Origin of the sequence: Citrobacter sp. A316 (assembly GCF_002042945.1) — a bacterium.
Lineage (GTDB): Bacteria > Pseudomonadota > Gammaproteobacteria > Enterobacterales > Enterobacteriaceae > Citrobacter > Citrobacter portucalensis.
Genome location: NZ_MVFZ01000003.1, coordinates 1 through 20,140 on the forward strand (window position 1 = coordinate 1; position 20,140 = coordinate 20,140).

The 20,140-nt window shown below is 52.7% G+C and carries 16 protein-coding genes; 12 read left to right on the top strand and 4 right to left on the bottom strand.

The window, feature by feature from the left end; all coding sequences use genetic code 11:
• Nucleotides 1-335: 335 nt before the first annotated feature.
• Together ompD and BZK41_RS04080 are read left to right on the top strand one after the other, a co-directional pair.
• Nucleotides 336-1,424, top strand: coding sequence for a porin OmpD (gene ompD, locus BZK41_RS04075; protein WP_079937272.1), 1,089 nt, complete (start codon nt 336-338; stop codon nt 1,422-1,424).
• A 143-nt stretch (nt 1,425-1,567) separates the two neighbouring features.
• Nucleotides 1,568-1,948 (top strand): GFA family protein, encoded by a 381-nt coding sequence (locus tag BZK41_RS04080; RefSeq protein WP_103770614.1) that lies wholly within the window; start codon nt 1,568-1,570, stop codon nt 1,946-1,948.
• Here BZK41_RS04080 and BZK41_RS04085 read toward each other — a convergent pair whose 3' ends face one another.
• Entirely contained in the window at nt 1,949-3,436 is a 1,488-nt protein-coding gene (locus BZK41_RS04085) for an MFS transporter (protein ID WP_079937274.1), read from the bottom strand.
• A gap of 117 nt (nt 3,437-3,553) precedes the next feature.
• Between BZK41_RS04085 and BZK41_RS04090 the strand changes: the two genes are divergently transcribed.
• The 7 genes from BZK41_RS04090 to BZK41_RS04120 all read left to right on the top strand — a co-directional run bounded on the left by BZK41_RS04090 (nt 3,554) and on the right by BZK41_RS04120 (nt 13,472).
• Entirely contained in the window at nt 3,554-4,132 is a 579-nt protein-coding gene (locus BZK41_RS04090; protein ID WP_079937275.1) for a TetR family transcriptional regulator, read from the top strand.
• 212 nt (nt 4,133-4,344) lie between these two features.
• On the top strand, nt 4,345-5,730 hold the full coding sequence (locus BZK41_RS04095) for a NarK family nitrate/nitrite MFS transporter (protein WP_079937276.1): 1,386 nt from the start codon (nt 4,345-4,347) through the stop codon (nt 5,728-5,730).
• Between the two features lie 96 nt (nt 5,731-5,826).
• Nucleotides 5,827-9,567: a nitrate reductase subunit alpha gene (locus BZK41_RS04100; RefSeq protein ID WP_079937277.1), complete on the top strand. Its 3,741-nt coding sequence runs from the start codon at nt 5,827-5,829 to the stop codon at nt 9,565-9,567.
• A complete protein-coding gene (narH, locus tag BZK41_RS04105; protein ID WP_003833042.1) occupies nt 9,564-11,108 on the top strand; it encodes a nitrate reductase subunit beta in 1,545 nt (514 codons plus the stop codon). Before BZK41_RS04100 ends, narH begins: the two co-directional genes overlap by 4 nt.
• Entirely contained in the window at nt 11,108-11,803 is a 696-nt protein-coding gene (gene narW, locus BZK41_RS04110) for a nitrate reductase molybdenum cofactor assembly chaperone (protein WP_079937278.1), read from the top strand. Before narH ends, narW begins: the two co-directional genes overlap by 1 nt.
• Complete coding sequence (narI, locus tag BZK41_RS04115; RefSeq protein WP_003833047.1) at nt 11,800-12,480, top strand: respiratory nitrate reductase subunit gamma; 681 nt, start codon at nt 11,800-11,802, stop codon at nt 12,478-12,480. The genes narW and narI overlap by 4 nt, the downstream gene beginning before the upstream one ends.
• Nucleotides 12,481-12,578: 98 nt before the next feature.
• On the top strand, nt 12,579-13,472 hold the full coding sequence (locus BZK41_RS04120) for a PhzF family isomerase (protein ID WP_079937279.1): 894 nt from the start codon (nt 12,579-12,581) through the stop codon (nt 13,470-13,472).
• Between the two features lie 58 nt (nt 13,473-13,530).
• On the opposite strand, the gene nhoA is transcribed toward BZK41_RS04120, so the two are convergent.
• Nucleotides 13,531-14,376, bottom strand: a complete 846-nt coding sequence (nhoA, locus tag BZK41_RS04125) for an N-hydroxyarylamine O-acetyltransferase (RefSeq protein WP_079937280.1) — start codon at nt 14,374-14,376, stop codon at nt 13,531-13,533.
• A 157-nt stretch (nt 14,377-14,533) separates the two neighbouring features.
• On the opposite strand from nhoA, the gene BZK41_RS04130 reads away from it, so the two are divergent.
• Nucleotides 14,534-15,106: a flavin reductase family protein gene (locus tag BZK41_RS04130; protein WP_079937281.1), complete on the top strand. Its 573-nt coding sequence runs from the start codon at nt 14,534-14,536 to the stop codon at nt 15,104-15,106.
• A 214-nt stretch (nt 15,107-15,320) separates the two neighbouring features.
• The gene (locus BZK41_RS04135; RefSeq protein ID WP_003833056.1) at nt 15,321-17,297 is read left to right on the top strand and encodes an alkyl sulfatase dimerization domain-containing protein; all 1,977 of its coding nucleotides are present in this window, start codon (nt 15,321-15,323) and stop codon (nt 17,295-17,297) included.
• Between the two features lie 37 nt (nt 17,298-17,334).
• Here the strand turns inward: BZK41_RS04135 and pptA are convergent, their stop codons facing one another.
• A complete protein-coding gene (gene pptA / locus BZK41_RS04140; protein ID WP_048227604.1) occupies nt 17,335-17,562 on the bottom strand; it encodes a tautomerase PptA in 228 nt (75 codons plus the stop codon).
• Nucleotides 17,563-17,595: 33 nt separating this feature from the next.
• Nucleotides 17,596-18,600: a LacI family DNA-binding transcriptional regulator gene (locus BZK41_RS04145; protein ID WP_172313073.1), complete on the bottom strand. Its 1,005-nt coding sequence runs from the start codon at nt 18,598-18,600 to the stop codon at nt 17,596-17,598.
• A gap of 319 nt (nt 18,601-18,919) precedes the next feature.
• Here BZK41_RS04145 and BZK41_RS04150 point away from each other — a divergent pair, with 319 nt between their 5' ends.
• Entirely contained in the window at nt 18,920-20,116 is a 1,197-nt protein-coding gene (locus BZK41_RS04150) for an L-talarate/galactarate dehydratase (RefSeq protein WP_032943493.1), read from the top strand.
• Nucleotides 20,117-20,140 lie beyond the last annotated feature (24 nt).

A 20,140-nucleotide genomic window follows, 5' to 3' on the forward strand; every position in this document is an offset into this window, starting at 1 on the left:
GGTAATTAATTAACTCCCGAAAATATTTCATATTTACCTATAATCCTCAGTATGCATATATTACACATGCGTGACTAACGCCATTTAAACCATAGTTGCCATAATAGTCCCCTGCGTAAATATACCCATTCAGATTTGTCACATATAAAGATTAATACAATCAGCTATATTATGTAGATCTGGATCACACAACTTCAAATATTTCGCAATATTATGAAACTTATTATTGAACTTATACCACTGCGTCATTTAAAAATAGTTTGCCATTGACGAACCCCTTCGTTTAGCAATGGTTTAGGAAACACACCAAGAAAAAATTATAAGGATTATTTAGAATGAAACTTAAATTAGTTGCAGTGGCAGTGACTAGCCTGTTGGCGGCAGGTGCGGTAAACGCAGCTGAGGTATATAACAAAGACGCAAACAAACTGGACATCTACGGTAAAGTTCACGCTCAGCACTACTTCTCTGACGACACCAGCAGCGATGGCGACAAAACCTATGCGCGTCTGGGCTTCAAAGGCGAAACACAGATCAATGACCAGCTGGTTGGTTTCGGTCAGTGGGAATATGAATTCAAAGGTAACCGTACCGAATCCACCGGTGGTTCTGACAAAGATAAAACTCGTCTGGCATTCGCTGGTCTGAAATTCGCTGAATACGGTTCTTTCGACTACGGTCGTAACTACGGCGTAGCCTACGACATCGGCGCATGGACCGACGTTCTGCCAGAATTTGGTGGCGATACCTGGACCCAGACTGACGTATTCATGACTGGCCGTACTACCGGCGTTGCAACCTACCGTAACACCGACTTCTTCGGTCTGGTTGAAGGTCTGAACTTTGCTGCTCAGTACCAGGGCAAAAACGAAGACAGCCGTAATCCAAATGAAGCTAATGGTGACGGCTTCGGTCTGTCTACCACTTATGAATACGAAGGCTTTGGCGTAGGTGCTACTTATGCGAAATCTGACCGTACTGATTCTCAGGTAAACCGTGCAGGCGACCTGAACGCTCGCGGTAAAAACGCTGAAGTATGGGCTGCTGGTCTGAAATATGATGCGAACAACATCTACCTGGCGACCACCTACTCCGAAACCCGCAACATGACCGTGTTTGGTGATGCTAATAACATCGCTAACAAAACTCAGAACTTTGAAGCTGTTGCTCAGTATCAGTTCGACTTCGGTCTGCGTCCGTCCATCGCTTACCTGAAATCCAAAGGTAAAGACATCAACGGTTACGGCGACCAGGATCTGGTTGAATACGTAGACCTGGGTGCTACTTACTACTTCAACAAAAATATGTCTACCTTCGTTGATTACAAAATCAACCTGCTGGATGACAATGAATTCACTAGCAAAGCTGGCGCGAACATCAGCACTGACAACATCGTTGCTGTTGGTCTGAACTACCAGTTCTAATTTTGTTGTAGTCTGAATACAAAGCCAGTCCTTCCAGGGCTGGCTTTTTCTCTTAATGTGGACTCGGTCATAAGGAGTATGCCGTGCAGACATTCACTGGTCGTTGTCTTTGCGGACAGAGTCATTTTACCGTCGACGTCGAAATGCTGGATGTCTATGCATGCCATTGCACCCTGTGCCAGAAGTGGTCGGGTGGCATCGCTATGTATCTGGAAGCCAGCACTCACCCGCTGATGTCGCCAGATTCAGCAGAACCTTCGCACTTTCCTTCTTCAAATCGTGGTGAACGTTTCTTTTGTTCCGGTTGCGGGTGCCCGCTGTGGTTTACCCTAACGGGTAGCGATCGCTATTTTGTACCGTGGACGCTGTTGGAACTTAACGAGGTGGATCGCCGCCGCCTGGTGTTAGCGGCAGAGATCTATACGGAAACACAGCCTGCGTTCTGGAGATTGACGGGGCAATACGCTCGACTCAGTGGGAAAGAAGTCGAAGAGATGGATTACCCCTGTCATTTAGCCCATTAGTTACTGGCGCTGTACCTTTGCCAGACTGAACCACATTCCTATCGCTAATACGATAAGCATGCTGCCGGCGCTGCTTAAGGCCACGCTATGTGACCAGGTGAACGCTTCTCTGGCAGCCGTCAGCAATGCCTCACTCAGTGACGACGGGAGCGAGTGCGCCAGTTGTACCGCCTCCCCCATTGACGATGAGGCACGTTCCATTTCCTGCGCATTAAGTCCGGCTGGCGGCAGAATCGATGCAGAAAAGCTACGGCTCAACAGTAAGCCAAAGATAGCGATCCCAAGTCCTGCCCCCAGTTCATAAGCCATTGTCTCGATGGCACCCGCGGCCGCAGCTTTTTCGGCCGGGGCTGCTGCCATGATAGCCGCCGTTGAAGCCAGAAGCGCACTGGCGGCGCTGAAGCCGAGCAAAGCCATCAAAATCCAGGCTTGTACCTGTTGGCTACTGAAATCCGTCATCGCCAGGCCGTAAAAGCTAACGGCGCTCAGCGCCATGCCCGCCGTTGCCACACAACGTAATCCCAGACGTGAAACCAACATACCGGCAATCGGCCCGCTGAAACCACTTGCCAGCATCACCGGCAGCATGAACAACCCTGCCTGATACGGTGTTAAACCGTGAACAAACTGTAGCTCCTGCGCCATCAGCAACTCAAAACCCACCAGCGTTATCATCGCGGTCATGGCCATCACTACGCCGCTTAAAATGATGCGATGCGTGAACAACCGCATATCAATCATCGGGCGGGCTGCCGCAAGCTGGATGCGGACAAACTGCCACAACAGCAAAGCGCCGGTTAACAGCGTCAGGGCGATGGCAACGGTCGCCGTATGTCCCTTCAGCGCGGTTTTAGCGCTGTAAACCAGCAGCAGAATGGCGATAATTAGCATTATCGCATGACCAAAATTTAACGATTGATCGCGACGTCCGGCCTGGCGCGGCACTAAGCGTGCGGTTAAGACCATTACCACCAGGACAATCGGCACATTAATTAAGAATACGGAACCCCAGTAGAAGTGCTCCAGCAGCATCCCGCCAACCAGTGGGCCAAACGCCGCACCGCCAGAACCGACCGCGGCCCAGACGCCGAGCGCCATATTACGATGCCGTTGCTCAGCGAATGTGGCGCGAATACCCGCCAGCGTTGCCGGAACAATCATCGCCGCGCCAATCGCCAATACCGCCCGGGTGGCAATCAGCCAGTTTGCGCTATGGGCAAAAGCGGCCGCCAGCGATGCGAGACCAAATAATCCACCGCCTAACAGCAGCAGACGTTTAAAGCCGATGCGATCGCCCAGCGCCCCCATTGGCAATACCATTCCGGCCATTACCAGGGAATAAATATCAATGATCCACAGCAGCTCGTTACCGCTGGCACCCAGCGTCATACTCAGCGTGGGCGCGGCAACGTGCAGCACCGTTGCATCAATCGCAACAGGGATGTAGACCAGCACAATAATGACTAACGTTAACCACTGACGAAACATAAAACTCCCTAACGAAACCAAAACTGGACACATGTCCAGATTCAGCGATCCTACGGAAAATTGAACATATGTCCAACTTTTTGTTAGACTGCGTGATACACGGGTACAGGAGGAAAAATGAGCTATCTGAATCGGGATGAACGTCGGGAAGTTATTCTGCAGGCGGCAATGCGTGTCGCACTTGAAGAAGGATTTTCCGCCATGACGGTTCGACGCATTGCTGCAGAAGCTCACGTCGCGACGGGCCAGCTACATCACCATTTCGCCTCTGCCGGCGAACTCAAATCCCAGGCATTTGTACGTCTGATCCGTACCCTACTCGATGCGGAACTGGTCAGTGAAGACGCCAGCTTCCGTGAGCGACTGCATGCCATGCTGGGCAGTGAAGATGGCGGATTCGAACCCTATATTAAGCTGTGGCGCGAGGCACAGGTTGTGGCGGGTAAAGATCCAGAAATCAAAAGCGCCTACCTGCTGACCATGCGGATGTGGCACGAAGAAACCGCCAACATTATTACCCAAGGGCAGAAAGCCGGTGAGTTTTCCGCCACTCCAGATGCTGCCGACGTCGCCTGGCGCTTAATTGCATTGGTCTGCGGTCTGGATGGGATGTACATCTTAGGCATTGAGGAAATGGCCGATCCTGCATTCGATCGTCATCTTGATCGTATGATAACGCAGGAGTTATTTATTTGATGTAATAGATAGATTAACAATACATCTTTTATATTTACAATTAGTAACACTTGAGTAACGTGTAATTCTCCTATCACGCCGCGTTATTGCACTTTTTTATCTATTCTTTCAGTCAATATTCCTAAAGCTTTTCAATAGTTTCTAAAAAGAAGCCGCGCGGCGCTGCATGCGTTTATTTCTTTTTCATGAACGGCATGTGCATGGAGAATAATATGTCATCATCAAATGAGAAAAATAATCGTTATCTTTTAACGGACTGGAAACCAGAGAACCCCGGCTTTTGGGAAAACAAAGGCAAGCATATTGCACGCAGAAACCTCTGGATATCAGTGAGTTGCCTGTTGCTTGCATTCTGCGTCTGGATGTTGTTCAGCGCCGTTGCCGTCAATCTGAATAAAATTGGTTTTAATTTTACCACCGACCAATTGTTTTTATTAACGGCATTGCCTTCCCTTTCTGGTGCAATATTGCGCGTCCCCTACTCCTTTATGGTACCTATATTTGGCGGTCGTCGTTGGACCATTTTTAGCACGATTATTCTGGTTATTCCCTGCGTCTGGCTCGGATTTGCCGTGCAAAATACCGCTACTCCGTTCGGAGTATTCATAATCATTGCGCTGATGTGTGGTTTTGCTGGCGCTAACTTTGCCTCCAGCATGGGCAATATCAGTTTTTTCTTCCCCAAAGCGAAGCAAGGCAGCGCGTTAGGTGTTAACGGCGGTCTCGGCAACCTCGGCGTCAGCGTGATGCAGTTGATCGCGCCGCTGGTGATCTTTCTGCCCATCTTTACCTTTTTGGGCGTTCAGGGCGTACCGCAAGCTGACGGCTCGTTATTGTCGCTGGCCAATGCCGCATGGATTTGGGTGCCGTTACTGCTGATAGCCACCGTGGCAGCGGGCATGGGAATGAACGACATTGCCAGCTCGAAGGCCTCAGTTGCCTCTCAGTTACCGGTCCTCAAGCGTTTTCATCTGTGGTTATTAAGTCTGCTGTATCTCGCCACCTTCGGTTCATTTATCGGTTTTTCAGCAGGCTTTGCCATGCTGGCGAAAACCCAGTTCCCCGACGTGAATATCCTGCAACTGGCGTTCTTCGGTCCCTTCATCGGTGCGCTTGCACGATCCGCAGGTGGTGTTATCTCTGACAAGTTTGGTGGTGTGCGTGTCACCTTAATTAACTTCATCTTTATGGCTCTGTTCAGCGCCCTGCTGTTTCTCACGTTGCCCGGTTCGGGCGAAGGAAGCTTTATCGCGTTTTACCTGGTGTTTATGGGCTTGTTCCTGACCGCGGGTCTGGGCAGCGGTTCAACTTTCCAGATGATTGCGGTGATCTTTCGCAAAATCACAATTTACCGGGTGAAGCTGCATGGTGGTACTGAAGAGCAGGCTCAACGTGAAGCGGTAACCGATACCGCAGCCGCCCTGGGATTTATTTCCGCTATTGGCGCTGTGGGGGGCTTCTTCATTCCTAAAGCGTTTGGATCATCGCTGGCGTTGACCGGCTCTCCGGTGGGCGCCATGAAAATATTCCTCGTGTTTTACATCGTCTGCGTGCTGGTGACCTGGTTGGTCTATGGCCGTAAATCACAAAAAAAATAACAAAATGGATACCGCAGGAACGGACATTCAGGTAGGCCGGATCCGGCCTGACGTTCGATTCACCGTCGGCAATATTATCGAAGCAGGAGTTATGTCATGAGTAAACTGTTAGACCGCTTTCGCTACTTTAAACAAAAGGGCGATACGTTTGCCGAGGGGCATGGGCAAGTAATGCACACCAACCGGGACTGGGAAGACAGCTATCGTCAGCGCTGGCAGTTCGACAAAATTGTGCGTTCTACCCACGGCGTTAACTGTACCGGCTCATGCAGCTGGAAAATCTACGTTAAAAACGGGCTGGTGACCTGGGAAACGCAGCAAACCGACTACCCGCGTACCCGTCCTGACCTGCCGAATCATGAGCCTCGTGGCTGCCCACGCGGCGCCAGTTACTCGTGGTATCTCTACAGCGCTAACCGCCTGAAATATCCACTGGTGCGTAAACGCTTAATCGAATTGTGGCGCGACGCCCTGTCCCGCCAGCCCGATCCGGTGCTGGCCTGGGAATATATTATGAACGACCCGCAAAAATGCCAAAGCTACAAGCAGGTACGCGGGCGCGGCGGGTTTATCCGTTCCAACTGGAAAGAGCTTAATCAGCTGATTGCTGCCGCCAACGTCTGGACGGTGAAAACTTACGGTCCGGATCGCGTGGTCGGCTTCTCCCCGATCCCTGCGATGTCGATGGTTTCCTATGCCGCTGGCACACGCTATCTCTCGCTAATTGGCGGAACCTGTCTGAGCTTCTATGACTGGTACTGCGACTTACCGCCCGCGTCACCGATGACCTGGGGCGAGCAGACCGACGTTCCTGAATCCGCCGACTGGTACAACTCCAGCTATATCATTGCCTGGGGCTCTAACGTGCCGCAGACCCGTACCCCGGACGCGCACTTTTTTACTGAAGTACGCTACAAAGGCACCAAGACGATTGCCATTACGCCGGATTACTCGGAAGTCGCCAAACTGTGCGACCAGTGGCTGGCACCTAAACAAGGGACAGACAGCGCGCTGGCGATGGCGATGGGTCACGTCATCCTGAAAGAGTTCCACCTCGACAATCCCAGCGATTATTTCCTCAATTACTGCCGTCGCTATACCGACATGCCGATGCTGGTTTTACTGGATGCGCGGGAAGATGGCAGCTACGTGCCTGGACGCATGATGCGTGCTTCAGATCTTGTCGATGGTCTGGGCGAAAGCAACAATCCAGAGTGGAAAACGGTAGCCTTTAACAGCGCAGGTGAACTGGTTGTCCCGAACGGATCTATCGGTTTTCGCTGGGGCGAAAAAGGCAAATGGAACCTGGAACCCCTGGCGGCTGGCGCTGAAACTGAACTTTCTCTTTCGCTGCTCGGTCAGCATGATGAAGTGACCGGCGTGGCATTCCCCTATTTTGGCGGCAACGAAAACCCACATTTTCGCAGTGTAAAACAAGAACCGGTGCTGATCCGTCAACTGCCGGTAAAACATCTTACCCTCGCTGACGGTAGCCGTTGCCCGGTGGTGAGCGTCTACGATCTGGTGCTGGCGAATTACGGCCTCGACCGTGGTCTGGATGACGTTCATAGCGCACAAGATTACAGCGAAGTGAAAGCCTACACCCCGGCCTGGGGCGAGCAAATTACCGGTGTGCCACGCCGTCATATCGAACAGATCGCCCGTGAGTTTGCCGATACTGCGCACAAAACTCATGGCCGTTCGATGATCATTCTCGGGGCTGGCGTCAACCACTGGTATCACATGGATATGAACTACCGTGGCATGATTAACATCCTGGTGTTCTGTGGTTGCGTGGGACAAAGTGGCGGCGGCTGGGCGCACTATGTGGGTCAGGAGAAACTACGTCCGCAAACCGGTTGGTTGCCGCTGGCCTTTGCGCTGGACTGGAACCGTCCGCCGCGTCAGATGAACAGCACTTCGTTTTTCTACAACCACTCCAGTCAGTGGCGTTATGAAAAACTCACCGCGCAAGAACTCCTCTCTCCGCTGGCCGATGCGTCGAAGTTTAGCGGACATTTGATTGACTTTAACGTACGTGCAGAAAGGATGGGCTGGCTGCCGTCTGCGCCGCAGCTTAACCTCAACCCTCTGACTGTTAAAGCAAAAGCCGAACAAGCAGGGCTATCTCCTGCGCAATACACCGCACAAGCGCTGAAGTCGGGTGATATTCGTTTTGCCTGCGAACAGCCGGATAACGGCAAAAACCATCCGCGCAACCTCTTCGTCTGGCGCTCTAACCTGCTCGGTTCCTCCGGTAAAGGGCATGAATACATGCTCAAATATTTACTGGGTACCGAAAGCGGGATCCAGGGGGAAGCGCTCGGTTCAAGCGAGGGTATTAAACCTGAAGAGGTTGAATGGCAGTCCGCGGCGATAGAGGGCAAGCTCGATCTACTGGTCACGCTCGATTTCCGTATGTCCAGCACCTGTTTGTTCTCCGATATCGTTCTGCCAACCGCTACCTGGTATGAAAAAGACGATATGAACACCTCGGATATGCATCCGTTTATTCACCCGTTGTCCGCGGCGGTCGACCCGGCATGGGAATCGAAGAGCGACTGGGAAATTTATAAAGGCATCGCCAAAGTATTCTCTGAGGTATGTGTGGGACACCTTGGACAAGAAACGGATGTTGTGTTGCAACCGCTGCAACACGACTCTCCGGCAGAGCTGGCGCAGCCGTTTGACATTCTGGACTGGCGCAAAGGCGAATGCGATCTCCTCCCGGGGAAAACGGCACCGAATATCGCTGTTGTCGAGCGTGACTACCCCGCCACCTACGAACGTTTTACTTCACTCGGTCCGCTCATGGACAAGCTTGGTAACGGTGGGAAAGGCATTGCGTGGAATACCCAGGCGGAAGTCGATTTCCTCGGCAAGCTGAACTACACCAAACGCGAAGGCCCGGCAAAAGGCCGACCGCTGATTGACACCGCGCTGGATGCCTCTGAGGTGATCCTCGCCCTGGCGCCGGAAACAAACGGTCAGGTGGCAGTGAAAGCCTGGGAAGCGCTGGGGGCAATGACCGGACGCGACCATACGCATCTGGCGTTGAATAAAGAAGACGAGAAGATCCGTTTTCGCGATATCCAGGCACAGCCACGCAAAATCATCTCCAGCCCTACCTGGTCCGGGCTGGAAAGTGAACATGTTTCCTATAACGCAGGCTATACCAACGTCCACGAGCTGATCCCATGGCGTACCCTGTCCGGTCGCCAGCAGCTGTATCAGGATCATGCGTGGATGCGAGCGTTCGGTGAAAGTCTGGTGGCGTATCGTCCGCCTATCGATACCCGCAGCGTCAGTGAAATGCGCGAGGTTCCACCAAACGGCTTCCCGGAAAAAGCGCTCAACTTCCTGACGCCGCACCAAAAATGGGGGATCCACTCCACCTATAGCGAAAACCTGCTGATGCTGACGCTGTCGCGCGGCGGACCGATTGTCTGGATCAGCGAGACCGACGCCAAAGAGCTGGGGATTGAGGATAACGACTGGATCGAAGCCTTCAACGCCAACGGTGCGCTCACCGCGCGCGCAGTGGTGAGTCAACGCGTGCCACCGGGAATGACCATGATGTATCACGCTCAGGAGCGAATCATGAATATCCCTGGCTCAGAAGTGACCGGGATGCGTGGCGGGATCCATAACTCGGTGACCCGCGTTTGCCCGAAACCGACGCACATGATCGGTGGCTATGCGCAGCTGGCATACAGCTTTAACTATTACGGTACGGTCGGCTCTAACCGCGATGAGTTCATCATGATTAGAAAAATGAAAAATATTAACTGGCTGGATGATGAAGGTCGCGATCAGGTTCAGGAGGCGAAAAAATGAAAATACGCTCACAGGTAGGCATGGTTCTTAATCTGGATAAGTGCATCGGCTGCCACACCTGCTCCGTTACCTGCAAAAACGTCTGGACCGGGCGTGAAGGGATGGAATATGCGTGGTTTAACAACGTCGAGACTAAACCGGGGATTGGGTATCCGAAGAACTGGGAAGATCAGGAAGAGTGGCAAGGCGGCTGGGTTCGCGATGTTAACGGCAAAATAAGACCGCGTCTGGGCGGTAAGATGGGCGTGATCACCAAAATTTTCGCCAACCCGGTGATCCCGCAAATCGATGATTACTATGAACCGTTTACCTACGATTATCAGCATCTGCATAGCGCGCCGGAAAGCAAGAATCAGCCCACCGCGCGTCCGCGTTCGCTGATCGATGGTAAGCGGATGGACAAGATTATCTGGGGTCCAAACTGGGAAGAACTGCTTGGCGGCGAATTCTCAAAGCGTGCCCGCGATCGTAACTTCGAGAAGATGCAAAAGGAGATGTACGGCCAGTTCGAAAACACCTTCATGATGTATTTGCCGCGCCTGTGCGAGCACTGCCTGAACCCAAGCTGTGTCGCCACCTGCCCGAGCGGTGCCATCTATAAGCGTGAAGAAGACGGCATTGTGCTGATCGACCAGGACAAATGTCGCGGTTGGCGCTTGTGCATCAGCGGCTGTCCGTACAAAAAAATCTACTTTAACTGGAAGAGCGGTAAGTCAGAGAAGTGCATTTTCTGCTACCCGCGTATTGAATCCGGCCAGCCGACGGTATGTTCGGAAACCTGCGTTGGGCGTATCCGTTATCTCGGCGTATTGCTGTACGACGCCGACCGCATCGAAGAAGCGGCCAGCACCGAGCATGAGACCGATCTCTATGAGCGTCAGTGCGATGTATTCCTCAACCCGCACGATCCGGCGGTCATTGAAGAGGCGTTAAAACAAGGTATTCCGCATAACGTCATCGAAGCGGCCCAACGTTCGCCAGTCTACAAAATGGCGATGGACTGGAAACTGGCGCTGCCGCTGCACCCGGAATATCGCACCCTGCCGATGGTCTGGTATGTACCGCCATTGTCACCGATTCAGTCGGTCGCCGACGCGGGCGGACTGCCGCACAATGGTAACGTTTTGCCTGCGGTTGAGTCGCTGCGAATTCCGGTTCAGTACCTCGCCAACATGCTCAGTGCGGGTGATACCGGTCCGGTGCTGCGCGCGCTGAAACGTATGATGGCCATGCGTCACTATATGCGTGCGCAAACAGTGGAAGGTGTGACGGACACCCGTGCGATTGAGGAAGTGGGTTTGACCGTTGAGCAGGTTGAGGAGATGTATCGCTATCTGGCCATCGCCAACTATGAAGACCGCTTTGTGATCCCGACCAGCCATCGTGAAATGGCGCGTGATGCCTTCCCGGAGAAAAACGGCTGCGGATTTACCTTCGGTGACGGCTGCCATGGCTCAGATACCAAATTCAACCTGTTTAACAGTAGCCGTATTGATGCCATCGACATCACCGAAGTTCGCGATAAAGCGGAGGGTGAATAATGCAAATCCTGAAGGTTATCGGCCTGCTGATGGAATATCCCGACGAGCTGCTGTGGGAGTGTAAAGACGACGCGCTGGCGCTTGTGGCCAGCGATGCCCCCATGCTTACCGAATTTAGCCAGGGGTTGCTCAATGCGCCACTGCTGGATAAACAAGCCGAATGGTGCGAAATATTCGACCGGGGCCGGGCCACCTCTCTGCTGTTGTTTGAGCACGTGCATGCCGAGTCCCGTGACCGTGGCCAGGCGATGGTTGATCTGTTGGCGCAGTACGAAAAGGTTGGACTGCAGCTCGACTGCCGCGAACTGCCGGATCATCTGCCGTTGTATCTGGAGTATTTGAGCGTGTTGCCGGAGGCACAGGCCAAAGAAGGACTGCAGAACGTTGCACCGATTCTGGCTCTGCTGGGTGGGCGCTTAAAACAGCGCGATACGCCGTGGTATCAACTGTTTGACGCACTGCTGCTGCTTGCCGGAAGCCCTCTTTCAAGTGACAGTGTCACTAAACAGGTTGGCGCGGAAACCCGAGACGATACCCGTCAGGCGCTGGATGCGGTGTGGGAAGAGGAACAGGTGAAGTTTATCGAGGATAACGCCACCGCCTGCGACAGTTCACCGTTACAAAACTATCAACGACGCTTTAGCCAGGACGTGGCGCCGCAGTATGTCGACGTCAGCGCGGGAGGCCCGAAATGATACAGTACCTGAACGTCTTTTTTTACGATATCTATCCATACCTGTGCGGCACGGTGTTTATCCTCGGCAGTTGGCTACGCTATGACTACGGGCAATACACCTGGCGCGCCTCTTCCAGTCAGATGCTGGACAAACGCGGCATGGTGTTGTGGTCAAATCTGTTCCACATCGGCATTCTGGGGATCTTTTTCGGTCACCTGTTCGGCATGTTAACGCCGCACTGGATGTATGCCTGGTTCCTGCCGATTGCGGTCAAACAACAGATGGCGATGATTGCCGGTGGCCTTTGTGGCGTACTGACGCTGGTCGGCGGCGCGGGCTTGCTGGTGCGCCGACTGACCAACCCGCGCATTCGTGCAACGTCTTCCACCGCTGATATTCTGATCCTTTGCGTTCTGCTGATTCAGTGTATCCTCGGCTTAACCACCATCCCGTTCTCCGCACAGCATCCTGACGGCAGTGAAATGCTGAAACTGGTTGGTTGGGCGCAGTCAGTGGTGACTTTCCAGGGCGGCGCATCTGCGCATCTGGATGGCGTGGCGTTGATTTTCCGTGTGCACCTGGTTCTGGGGATGACTATCTTCCTGCTATTCCCGTTCACCCGTCTGGTCCACGTATGGAGTGCGCCGTTTGAATACTTTACTCGCCGCTATCAAATAGTACGTTCCCGCCGATAATTGACTCTGATGCCCGGTAGCGCTTGCGCTTACCGGGCCTGCATCGCTATCCCGCTTTTTGTACGCTATGATGCTTCTCCATTTCAGGGAGAACGCTAATGAAACCACAGGTTTACCACGTCGATGCCTTTACCTCAGTCCCTTTTCGCGGCAACTCAGCAGGTGTGGTTTTACATGCTGATGGACTGAGTGACGCGCAGATGCAGCTCATCGCTCGCGAGCTGCGTCATTCAGAAACCGCATTTCTGCTGACCAGTGACGACAGCGATGTTCGCATCCGCTATTTCACCCCGACGGTCGAAGTTCCTATCTGTGGGCATGCTACCGTCGCCGCGCATTATGTACGGGCCAGGGTGCTGGGTCTGGGTAACTGCACGGTCTGGCAAACCTCGCTGGCCGGTCGTCATCGCGTGGATATTGACGCTACCGGGAACGACTATCGCATTAGCCTTGAGCAAGGCCAACCTGGATTTGAACCTCCGCTGAAGGGCGCTGTTCGTGCCGCAATTCTCGATGCTCTGCACCTGAGCGAAGACGATATGCTGACAGGATTACCGATTCAGGTTGCCACCACCGGGCATTCAAAAGTGATGATTCCACTGAAACCCGAGGTGGATCTCGACGCCCTTTCCCCTGATTTACCGGCTTTGACCGCCATCAGCCAGCAAATTGGCTGTAACGGCTTTTTCCCTTTTCAAATCCGCGAGGGCGAAAACGCCACTGATGGCCGCATGTTTTCACCTGCCATTGGTATTGTGGAAGACCCGGTTACCGGCAATGCCAACGGTCCTATGGGGGCGTGGCTGGTTCACAATGGGCTGATGGCGCATGATGGGAAAACGTTACGTGTTCAGGGGCATCAGGGCCGTGCGCTCGGGCGCGAAGGGGTTGTTGATGTAACGGTGACTATCCGTGAAAACCAACCGGAAAAAGTCACCATTACCGGTTCGGCGGTGATTCTGTTTCACGCAGAATGGGCGATAGATTTTTAATCGTTTCCGTAGGCCGGATAAGGCGATGATGCCGCATCCGGCACTAATTCCGACGCCCCTATTTCCCCGCCTCCGGATGCGTATCAAACGCCGCCATGACCGTCGCCAGCTCACCCTGGGTAAACCCATGCTTCACGTCATCCACGCCCAGTCCAAACCGTTCTTGCAACAAAGCATACAGGCTGGCGACGTCAGGCAAATTAATCTGCTCTACCGCATGCCCATCCTGATAATGGGTAAAGTGAAAATTGGTTAACGTTAATTTCCCGCCGTCGGGCAGATGACGACACATTAGCAGATGATGGCGAAAATGCGATTGCGGCCAGTGTGCGGACCAGAAGTTTCCCATCAGATAATCGCTCTGATGCTGCACGACCAGGTCGAAATGGTACATTGATTGCCAATGTTCATGATGACGGAACTGCAGGATCCAGTCTTCACCGTCCTGAATCAGGCGATATTCACCGTGTGGCGTCTTCTGCTCAATGTTAGCCTGCAGACGAATCGGCGCCGTCAACGTTTGCCCGCCGAAGCCAACGTCGGCAATCCACAACTCTCCCTGCAACTCAACCAGCAACAAGCGATGCGTGCGCGGCGGCAGGCTTGACGGATTTGCCAGTACCACACGACCGAGCAGACTGCGTACGTTAAAACCGATTTCGCGTAACGCGCGCTCAAACACGCCGTTCTGTTCAAAGCAATAACCGCCACGACGCGCCGTTACCAGCTTCTCTTCCAGCGACAAATCGTCAAGCTGCATCTCTCTTGGCAGTAATACATCCAGGTTTTCAAATGGAATTGCGCTGTTGTGCAGTAGATGTAGCGCTTGCAAGGTTTCAAGGTTGACGTTGGCCGAACCTGACCAGCCAATACGGGCAAAATAAGCGGTTAAAAAAGGCGTCATAGGGAGTTCCTGTTCGATTAATGCAGTACTTATAACGTATTTTTCGTTTTACGCTGTCGATTTTGTGCGTTGTTAATTCCTGTAAGGCGACAAAATCGCTAATACCGTTAATATCTATGTTTATTGTGGTGTGTTATCTCTCAGCCAAGGAGCATCCATGAGCCATTTTCGTCCGATCGAATTAAAACATGCCAGTCGGCTACTCAATCACGGCCCAACGATATTGATAACCAGCCGGGATGAGCATACCGAGCGGCGAAATGTGATGGCTGCGGCATGGTCAATGCCCGTGGAATTTGAGCCGCCGCGGATAGCAATTGTTGTTGATAAGACCGCCTGGTCGCGCGAACTCATTGAACGTAGCGGTAAATTCGGCATCGTTATTCCGGGCGTTGCCGCCGTCAACTGGACCTGGGCAGTCGGCAGCGTTTCCGGTCGAGTGGAAGATAAATTCAATTGTTATGGCATTCCCGTGGTACACGGGCCGGTACTGGGTTTACCACTGATAGAAGCGAAATGCCTGGCATGGATGGAGTGTCGCCTGTTGCCAGCCACGGCGGCACAGGAAAAATATGACACTCTGTTTGGGGAAGTGGTCTCCGCTGCTGCTGATGAGCGAGCCTTCGTGGAAGGACGCTGGCAGTTTGATGATGGCAAGCTCAATACTCTGCATCACCTTGGGGCCGGAACGTTTGTCTCCAGCGGGAAACGCATTATCGCAGGTGAATGATAGTATGCTAACGGATGGCAGTTCTGCTCTGTCATCCGCAATTTTTTCTTAAAACTTCTGAAAAACCAGTTAGATAAATTACTCGCCCTTCCTTGCTGAATCATTCATGTGAATTATAGTTAATGTTGCACTAACTCAAATACCTAATCAAAACGCTATCCGTCAAAGCAGCATCCCCCCAACTGTACTTTTGAAGTGTCAGAGAGGTTTTACGATGCAACTTAATAGAATCGCACAAAGTTTTATACTTGCTGGGTTACTCACATCGTTTTCTGTTCCCGTTATGGCCGCTGAAGCCCCTAAAGACGCAACTGCCGCCACGCAACAAGCCAACAACGCGCTTTACAACCAACTGCCCTTCTCCGATAACACCGACTTTACCGACGCCCACAAAGGCTTTATCGCTCCACTCCCGCAGGACGTGATCAAAGGCGAACAGGGAAATGTTATCTGGAATCCGCAGCAATATGCGTTCATCAAAGAAGGCGACAAAGCCCCGGATACGGTAAACCCGAGCCTGTGGCGTCAGTCTCAGTTGATCAACATCAGCGGGCTGTTTGAAGTAACGGATGGCGTTTACCAGATTCGTAACCTCGATCTGTCGAACATGACCATTATTGAAGGTAAAGAAGGCATCACCGTCGTTGACCCGCTGGTCTCGGCAGAAACAGCCAAAGTCGGGATGGATCTTTACTTTAAAAACCGCGGTCAAAAACCGGTTGTCGCGGTAATTTATACCCACAGCCACGTTGACCATTACGGCGGCGTACGCGGCGTTGTTGATGAAGCCGACGTTAAAGCGGGCAAAGTGAAAATTTATGCGCCAGCCGGCTTTATGGAAGCCGCGGTCGCTGAAAATATTATGGCCGGTAACGTCATGAGCCGCCGCGCGAGCTACATGTACGGCAACCTGCTAAAACCTGATGCCAAAGGCCAGGTCGGCGCGGGACTGGGAACCACGACCTCCGCGGGAACCGTTACCCTGATTGCGCCAACAAATATCATAGAGAAAGATGGACAAAAAGAGGTCATCGACGGCCTGACCTATGACTTCATGCTGGCCCCGGGTTCCGAAGCACCGTCGGAGATGCTGTGGTACATCGAAGAGAAGAAACTGATTGAATCCGCGGAAGATGTTACCCACACCCTGCACAACACCTACTCCCTGCGCGGGGCCAAAATTCGTGAGCCGCTGCCGTGGTCCAAATACATCAACGAAGCGATTGTGCGCTGGGGTGATAAAGCCGAAGTGCTGATGGCGCAGCACCACTGGCCAACCTGGGGTAATGACAAGGTGGTCAGCCTGCTGAAAAGCCAGCGCGACCTGTATCGTTACATCAACGACCAGACGCTACGCATGGCTAACGAAGGTCTGACCCGCGATGAAATCGCTGCCAACTTTAAGCTGCCGGACTCACTGGCACATACCTGGGCTAATCGCGGTTACTATGGCTCCGTGAGCCATGACGTAAAAGCGACCTATGTGCTGTATCTCGGCTGGTTTGACGGCAACCCGGCAACGCTGGATGAGCTGCCGCCGGAAGAGTCTGCGAAGAAATTTGTCGACTACATGGGTGGTGCGGACGCCATTTTGCAGAAAGCAAAAGCCGACTATGACCAGGGTAACTACCGCTGGGTGGCACAGGTGGTAAGCAAAGTGGTGTTTGCCGATCCGAATAACCAGGCCGCTCGTAATCTGGAAGCAGATGCGCTTGAGCAATTGGGTTATCAGGCTGAATCCGGCCCGTGGCGTAACTTCTACCTGACCGGCGCGCAAGAGCTGCGTAACGGCGTGGTCAAAGGCCCAACCCCGAATACCGCCAGCCCGGATACCGTTCGTGCTATGACGCCGGAAATGTTCTTCGATTACCTGGCAGTGCATATTAACGGACAAAAAGCGGGCGATGCGAAGTCGGTGTTTAACATCGATCTTGGTAGCGACGGCGGTAAATACAAGCTTGAGCTGGAGAATGGCGTACTGAACCATACCGCCAATGCCGAAGCGAAAGATGCCGACGCCACTGTCACGCTAAATCGCGACACGCTGAACAAAATCATCCTCAAGGAAGTGACGCTGAAACAGGCACAAGACAGCGGTGATGTGAAGATAACCGGTGACGGCGCCAAGCTTGATGCCATGCTCGGTTATATGGATAAGTTCGAATTCTGGTTCAACATCGTTACACCATAAACACAACGAAAACGGGCGGAAATCCGTCCGTTTTTTCTTACATGCTGTAGCCAGGTTTTTTAATCAACCTTGCCATCTGCGGCGCAATTTCCGCATCCCACACACCCTGCCACGCCTCTGGCTCAACTTCATTGAGCGCCACGCTGACTGAACTGTCTTTGCTTTGCAAATGACGAATAATAACCTCGGTAATATCCGCCGCCAGGGCGGTTTTTTGTTCGTCAGTAAGAGCGCGAGGAAAACATTTAATATCAACGTGCGGCATAGCAGATTCCTTATTGTTTTGGTTGCAGGTAACTTATGCGGACTCTCGTTCTACCAGATGAAAACCGACATCAATAATATCGTCTTCACGCGGAATTTGTTCGATACGATCGGCAAGCAGAGAGGCGGCGCGATGCCCGATTGCCCGTCTGTCGACGCTGACGGTGGTGATGGCCGGCCGATTGCTGGCAGCAAAATCCAGATCGCCAAAACCGATTATCGCTAACTCTTGTGGCACGCGTATACCGCGACTCTCGGCCTCCATGATCGCCCCCTGAGCTAACGTATCTGAGCTACAGACAATGACATCAAACTCGCGATCCGCCAATAGCTGCGCCAATCCAGTGCGTCCCAATGCCAGAGAGGCCGGAAGTGGGACATCCACCTGTGCGTCAGCCGCAATACCATGACGACTCAGCGCATCGCACAGCCCTTGTTTACGCTGGCCTGCCCGGCGATCGGCAGTCCATAACAACCCCGGACGGCGATAACCTTTTTTCAGCAGATAGTCTGCCACCGCTTGTCCAACTTTTTCATGCGAAAAACCGACCAGCATATCGATGGGTGTTGGGGTTAAATCCCAGATTTCCACGACCGGGATGGCAGCATTAAGGATCACCTTTTTCAGTTCGGCGGTATGATGAATACCGGTGAGTACTACACCGTCCGGGCGACGAGAAAGTAGCGTCGCCACCAGCTCCGCCTCTGTTTGCGGCGTATAACCCGACACGCAAAGCAAAATGTGGTATCCGCGTTCTGCCAGTTCATCACTTAATGACTGGATGGTATCGACAAACATATTGTTGTTAATTTGCGGAATAACCACGGCGATAAGCTTACTGCGACGCGATGCCAGTCCCCCGGCTAGTGCGTTGGGAATATAGCCGGTGGCGCGCACCGCCTGCATCACTTTTTCCACCGTTTTCGGGCGCACCAGCTGCGGGGTATTCAACGCCCTGCTCACCGTCATGGGTGATAATCCCGCGGTACGGGCAACATCTTCCAGCGTGGGTGCGCGCGAAGGTCTGGAGTTTTTCACTGTCGATGCCCTTGTCAAAAATCGCCGATTTATCCTGGCATTATTCATCATGATTTTGGCTATTGCCAGCGTTGCTCAGTGATAACGCAGGGAAAACAGCAGCTTAGTTAATTATCGCCACTCAAAATGATAGCGCAATCACAATGATTTGTGCATTTCTCCATAAAATATTGGAATGTGACATCGTTTACAGGTTACTGCCCTTTTATCTCAGTATTTGTGAGCAATTGTTCAAATCACAATCAACTCACTGGCGTAATGATTGCGCAAACATTAAAAATGATAGCGCAATCATTTGTTATCACCAGGAGAGAACAATATGTCTTTAAGTGCCAATTCCGATGCCGTGACTTATGCCAAATCGGCCAACGCCAAAACCGCAGCAGAAACCGGTGACCGTATTGAATGGGTAAAACTGTCCCTGGCTTTCCTTCCGCTGGCAACACCCGTGAGCGATGCCAAAGTGCTGACCGGTCGCCAGAAACCGCTAACCGAAGTCGCCATAATCATCGCCGAGATCCGCAGTCGTGACGGGTTTGAAGGCGTGGGATTTAGTTACTCCAAGCGGGCTGGCGGCCAGGGAATCTATGCGCATGCCAAAGAAATTGCCGATAACCTGTTAGGCGAAGATCCAAACGATATCGACAAGATCTACACCAAGCTGCTGTGGGCGGGCGCTTCCGTGGGACGCAGCGGCATGGCGGTACAGGCTATCTCCCCTATCGATATCGCCTTATGGGATATGAAGGCCAAACGTGCAGGATTGCCGCTGGCAAAACTGCTTGGCGCGCATCGGGACTCCGTTCAGTGCTACAACACCTCCGGTGGATTCCTGCATACCCCGCTGGATCAGGTGCTTAAAAACGTGGTTATTTCTCGTGAAAACGGCATTGGAGGTATCAAACTCAAGGTTGGTCAGCCAAACTGCGCCGAAGATATTCGCCGCTTAACCGCGGTGCGTGAAGCACTGGGGGATGACTTCCCGCTAATGGTCGATGCCAATCAGCAGTGGGATCGGGAAACCGCCATCCGTATGGGACGTAAAATGGAGCAGTTCAATCTAATCTGGATTGAAGAGCCGCTGGACGCCTACGATGTTGAAGGCCACGCCCAACTGGCCGCCGCGCTTGATACCCCAATAGCCACCGGTGAAATGCTGACCAGCTTCCGCGAACATGAACAGCTGATCCTCGGCAATGCCAGCGATTTTGTGCAGCCCGATGCACCGCGTGTGGGGGGTATTTCACCGTTCCTGAAAATTATGGACCTGGCGGCTAAACATGGTCGCAAACTGGCTCCACACTTCGCTATGGAAGTTCACCTGCATCTGTCCGCCGCTTATCCGCTTGAGCCATGGCTGGAACATTTCGAATGGCTGAACCCGTTATTTAATGAACAACTTGAGCTGCGCGATGGTCGGATGTGGGTTTCCGATCGTCACGGTCTGGGCTTCAGCATCAGCGAGCAGGCGCGCCGCTGGACGCAATTAACCTGCGAATTTGGCAAACGTCCTTAATTTATTTGGCGGGTAAGTAATACC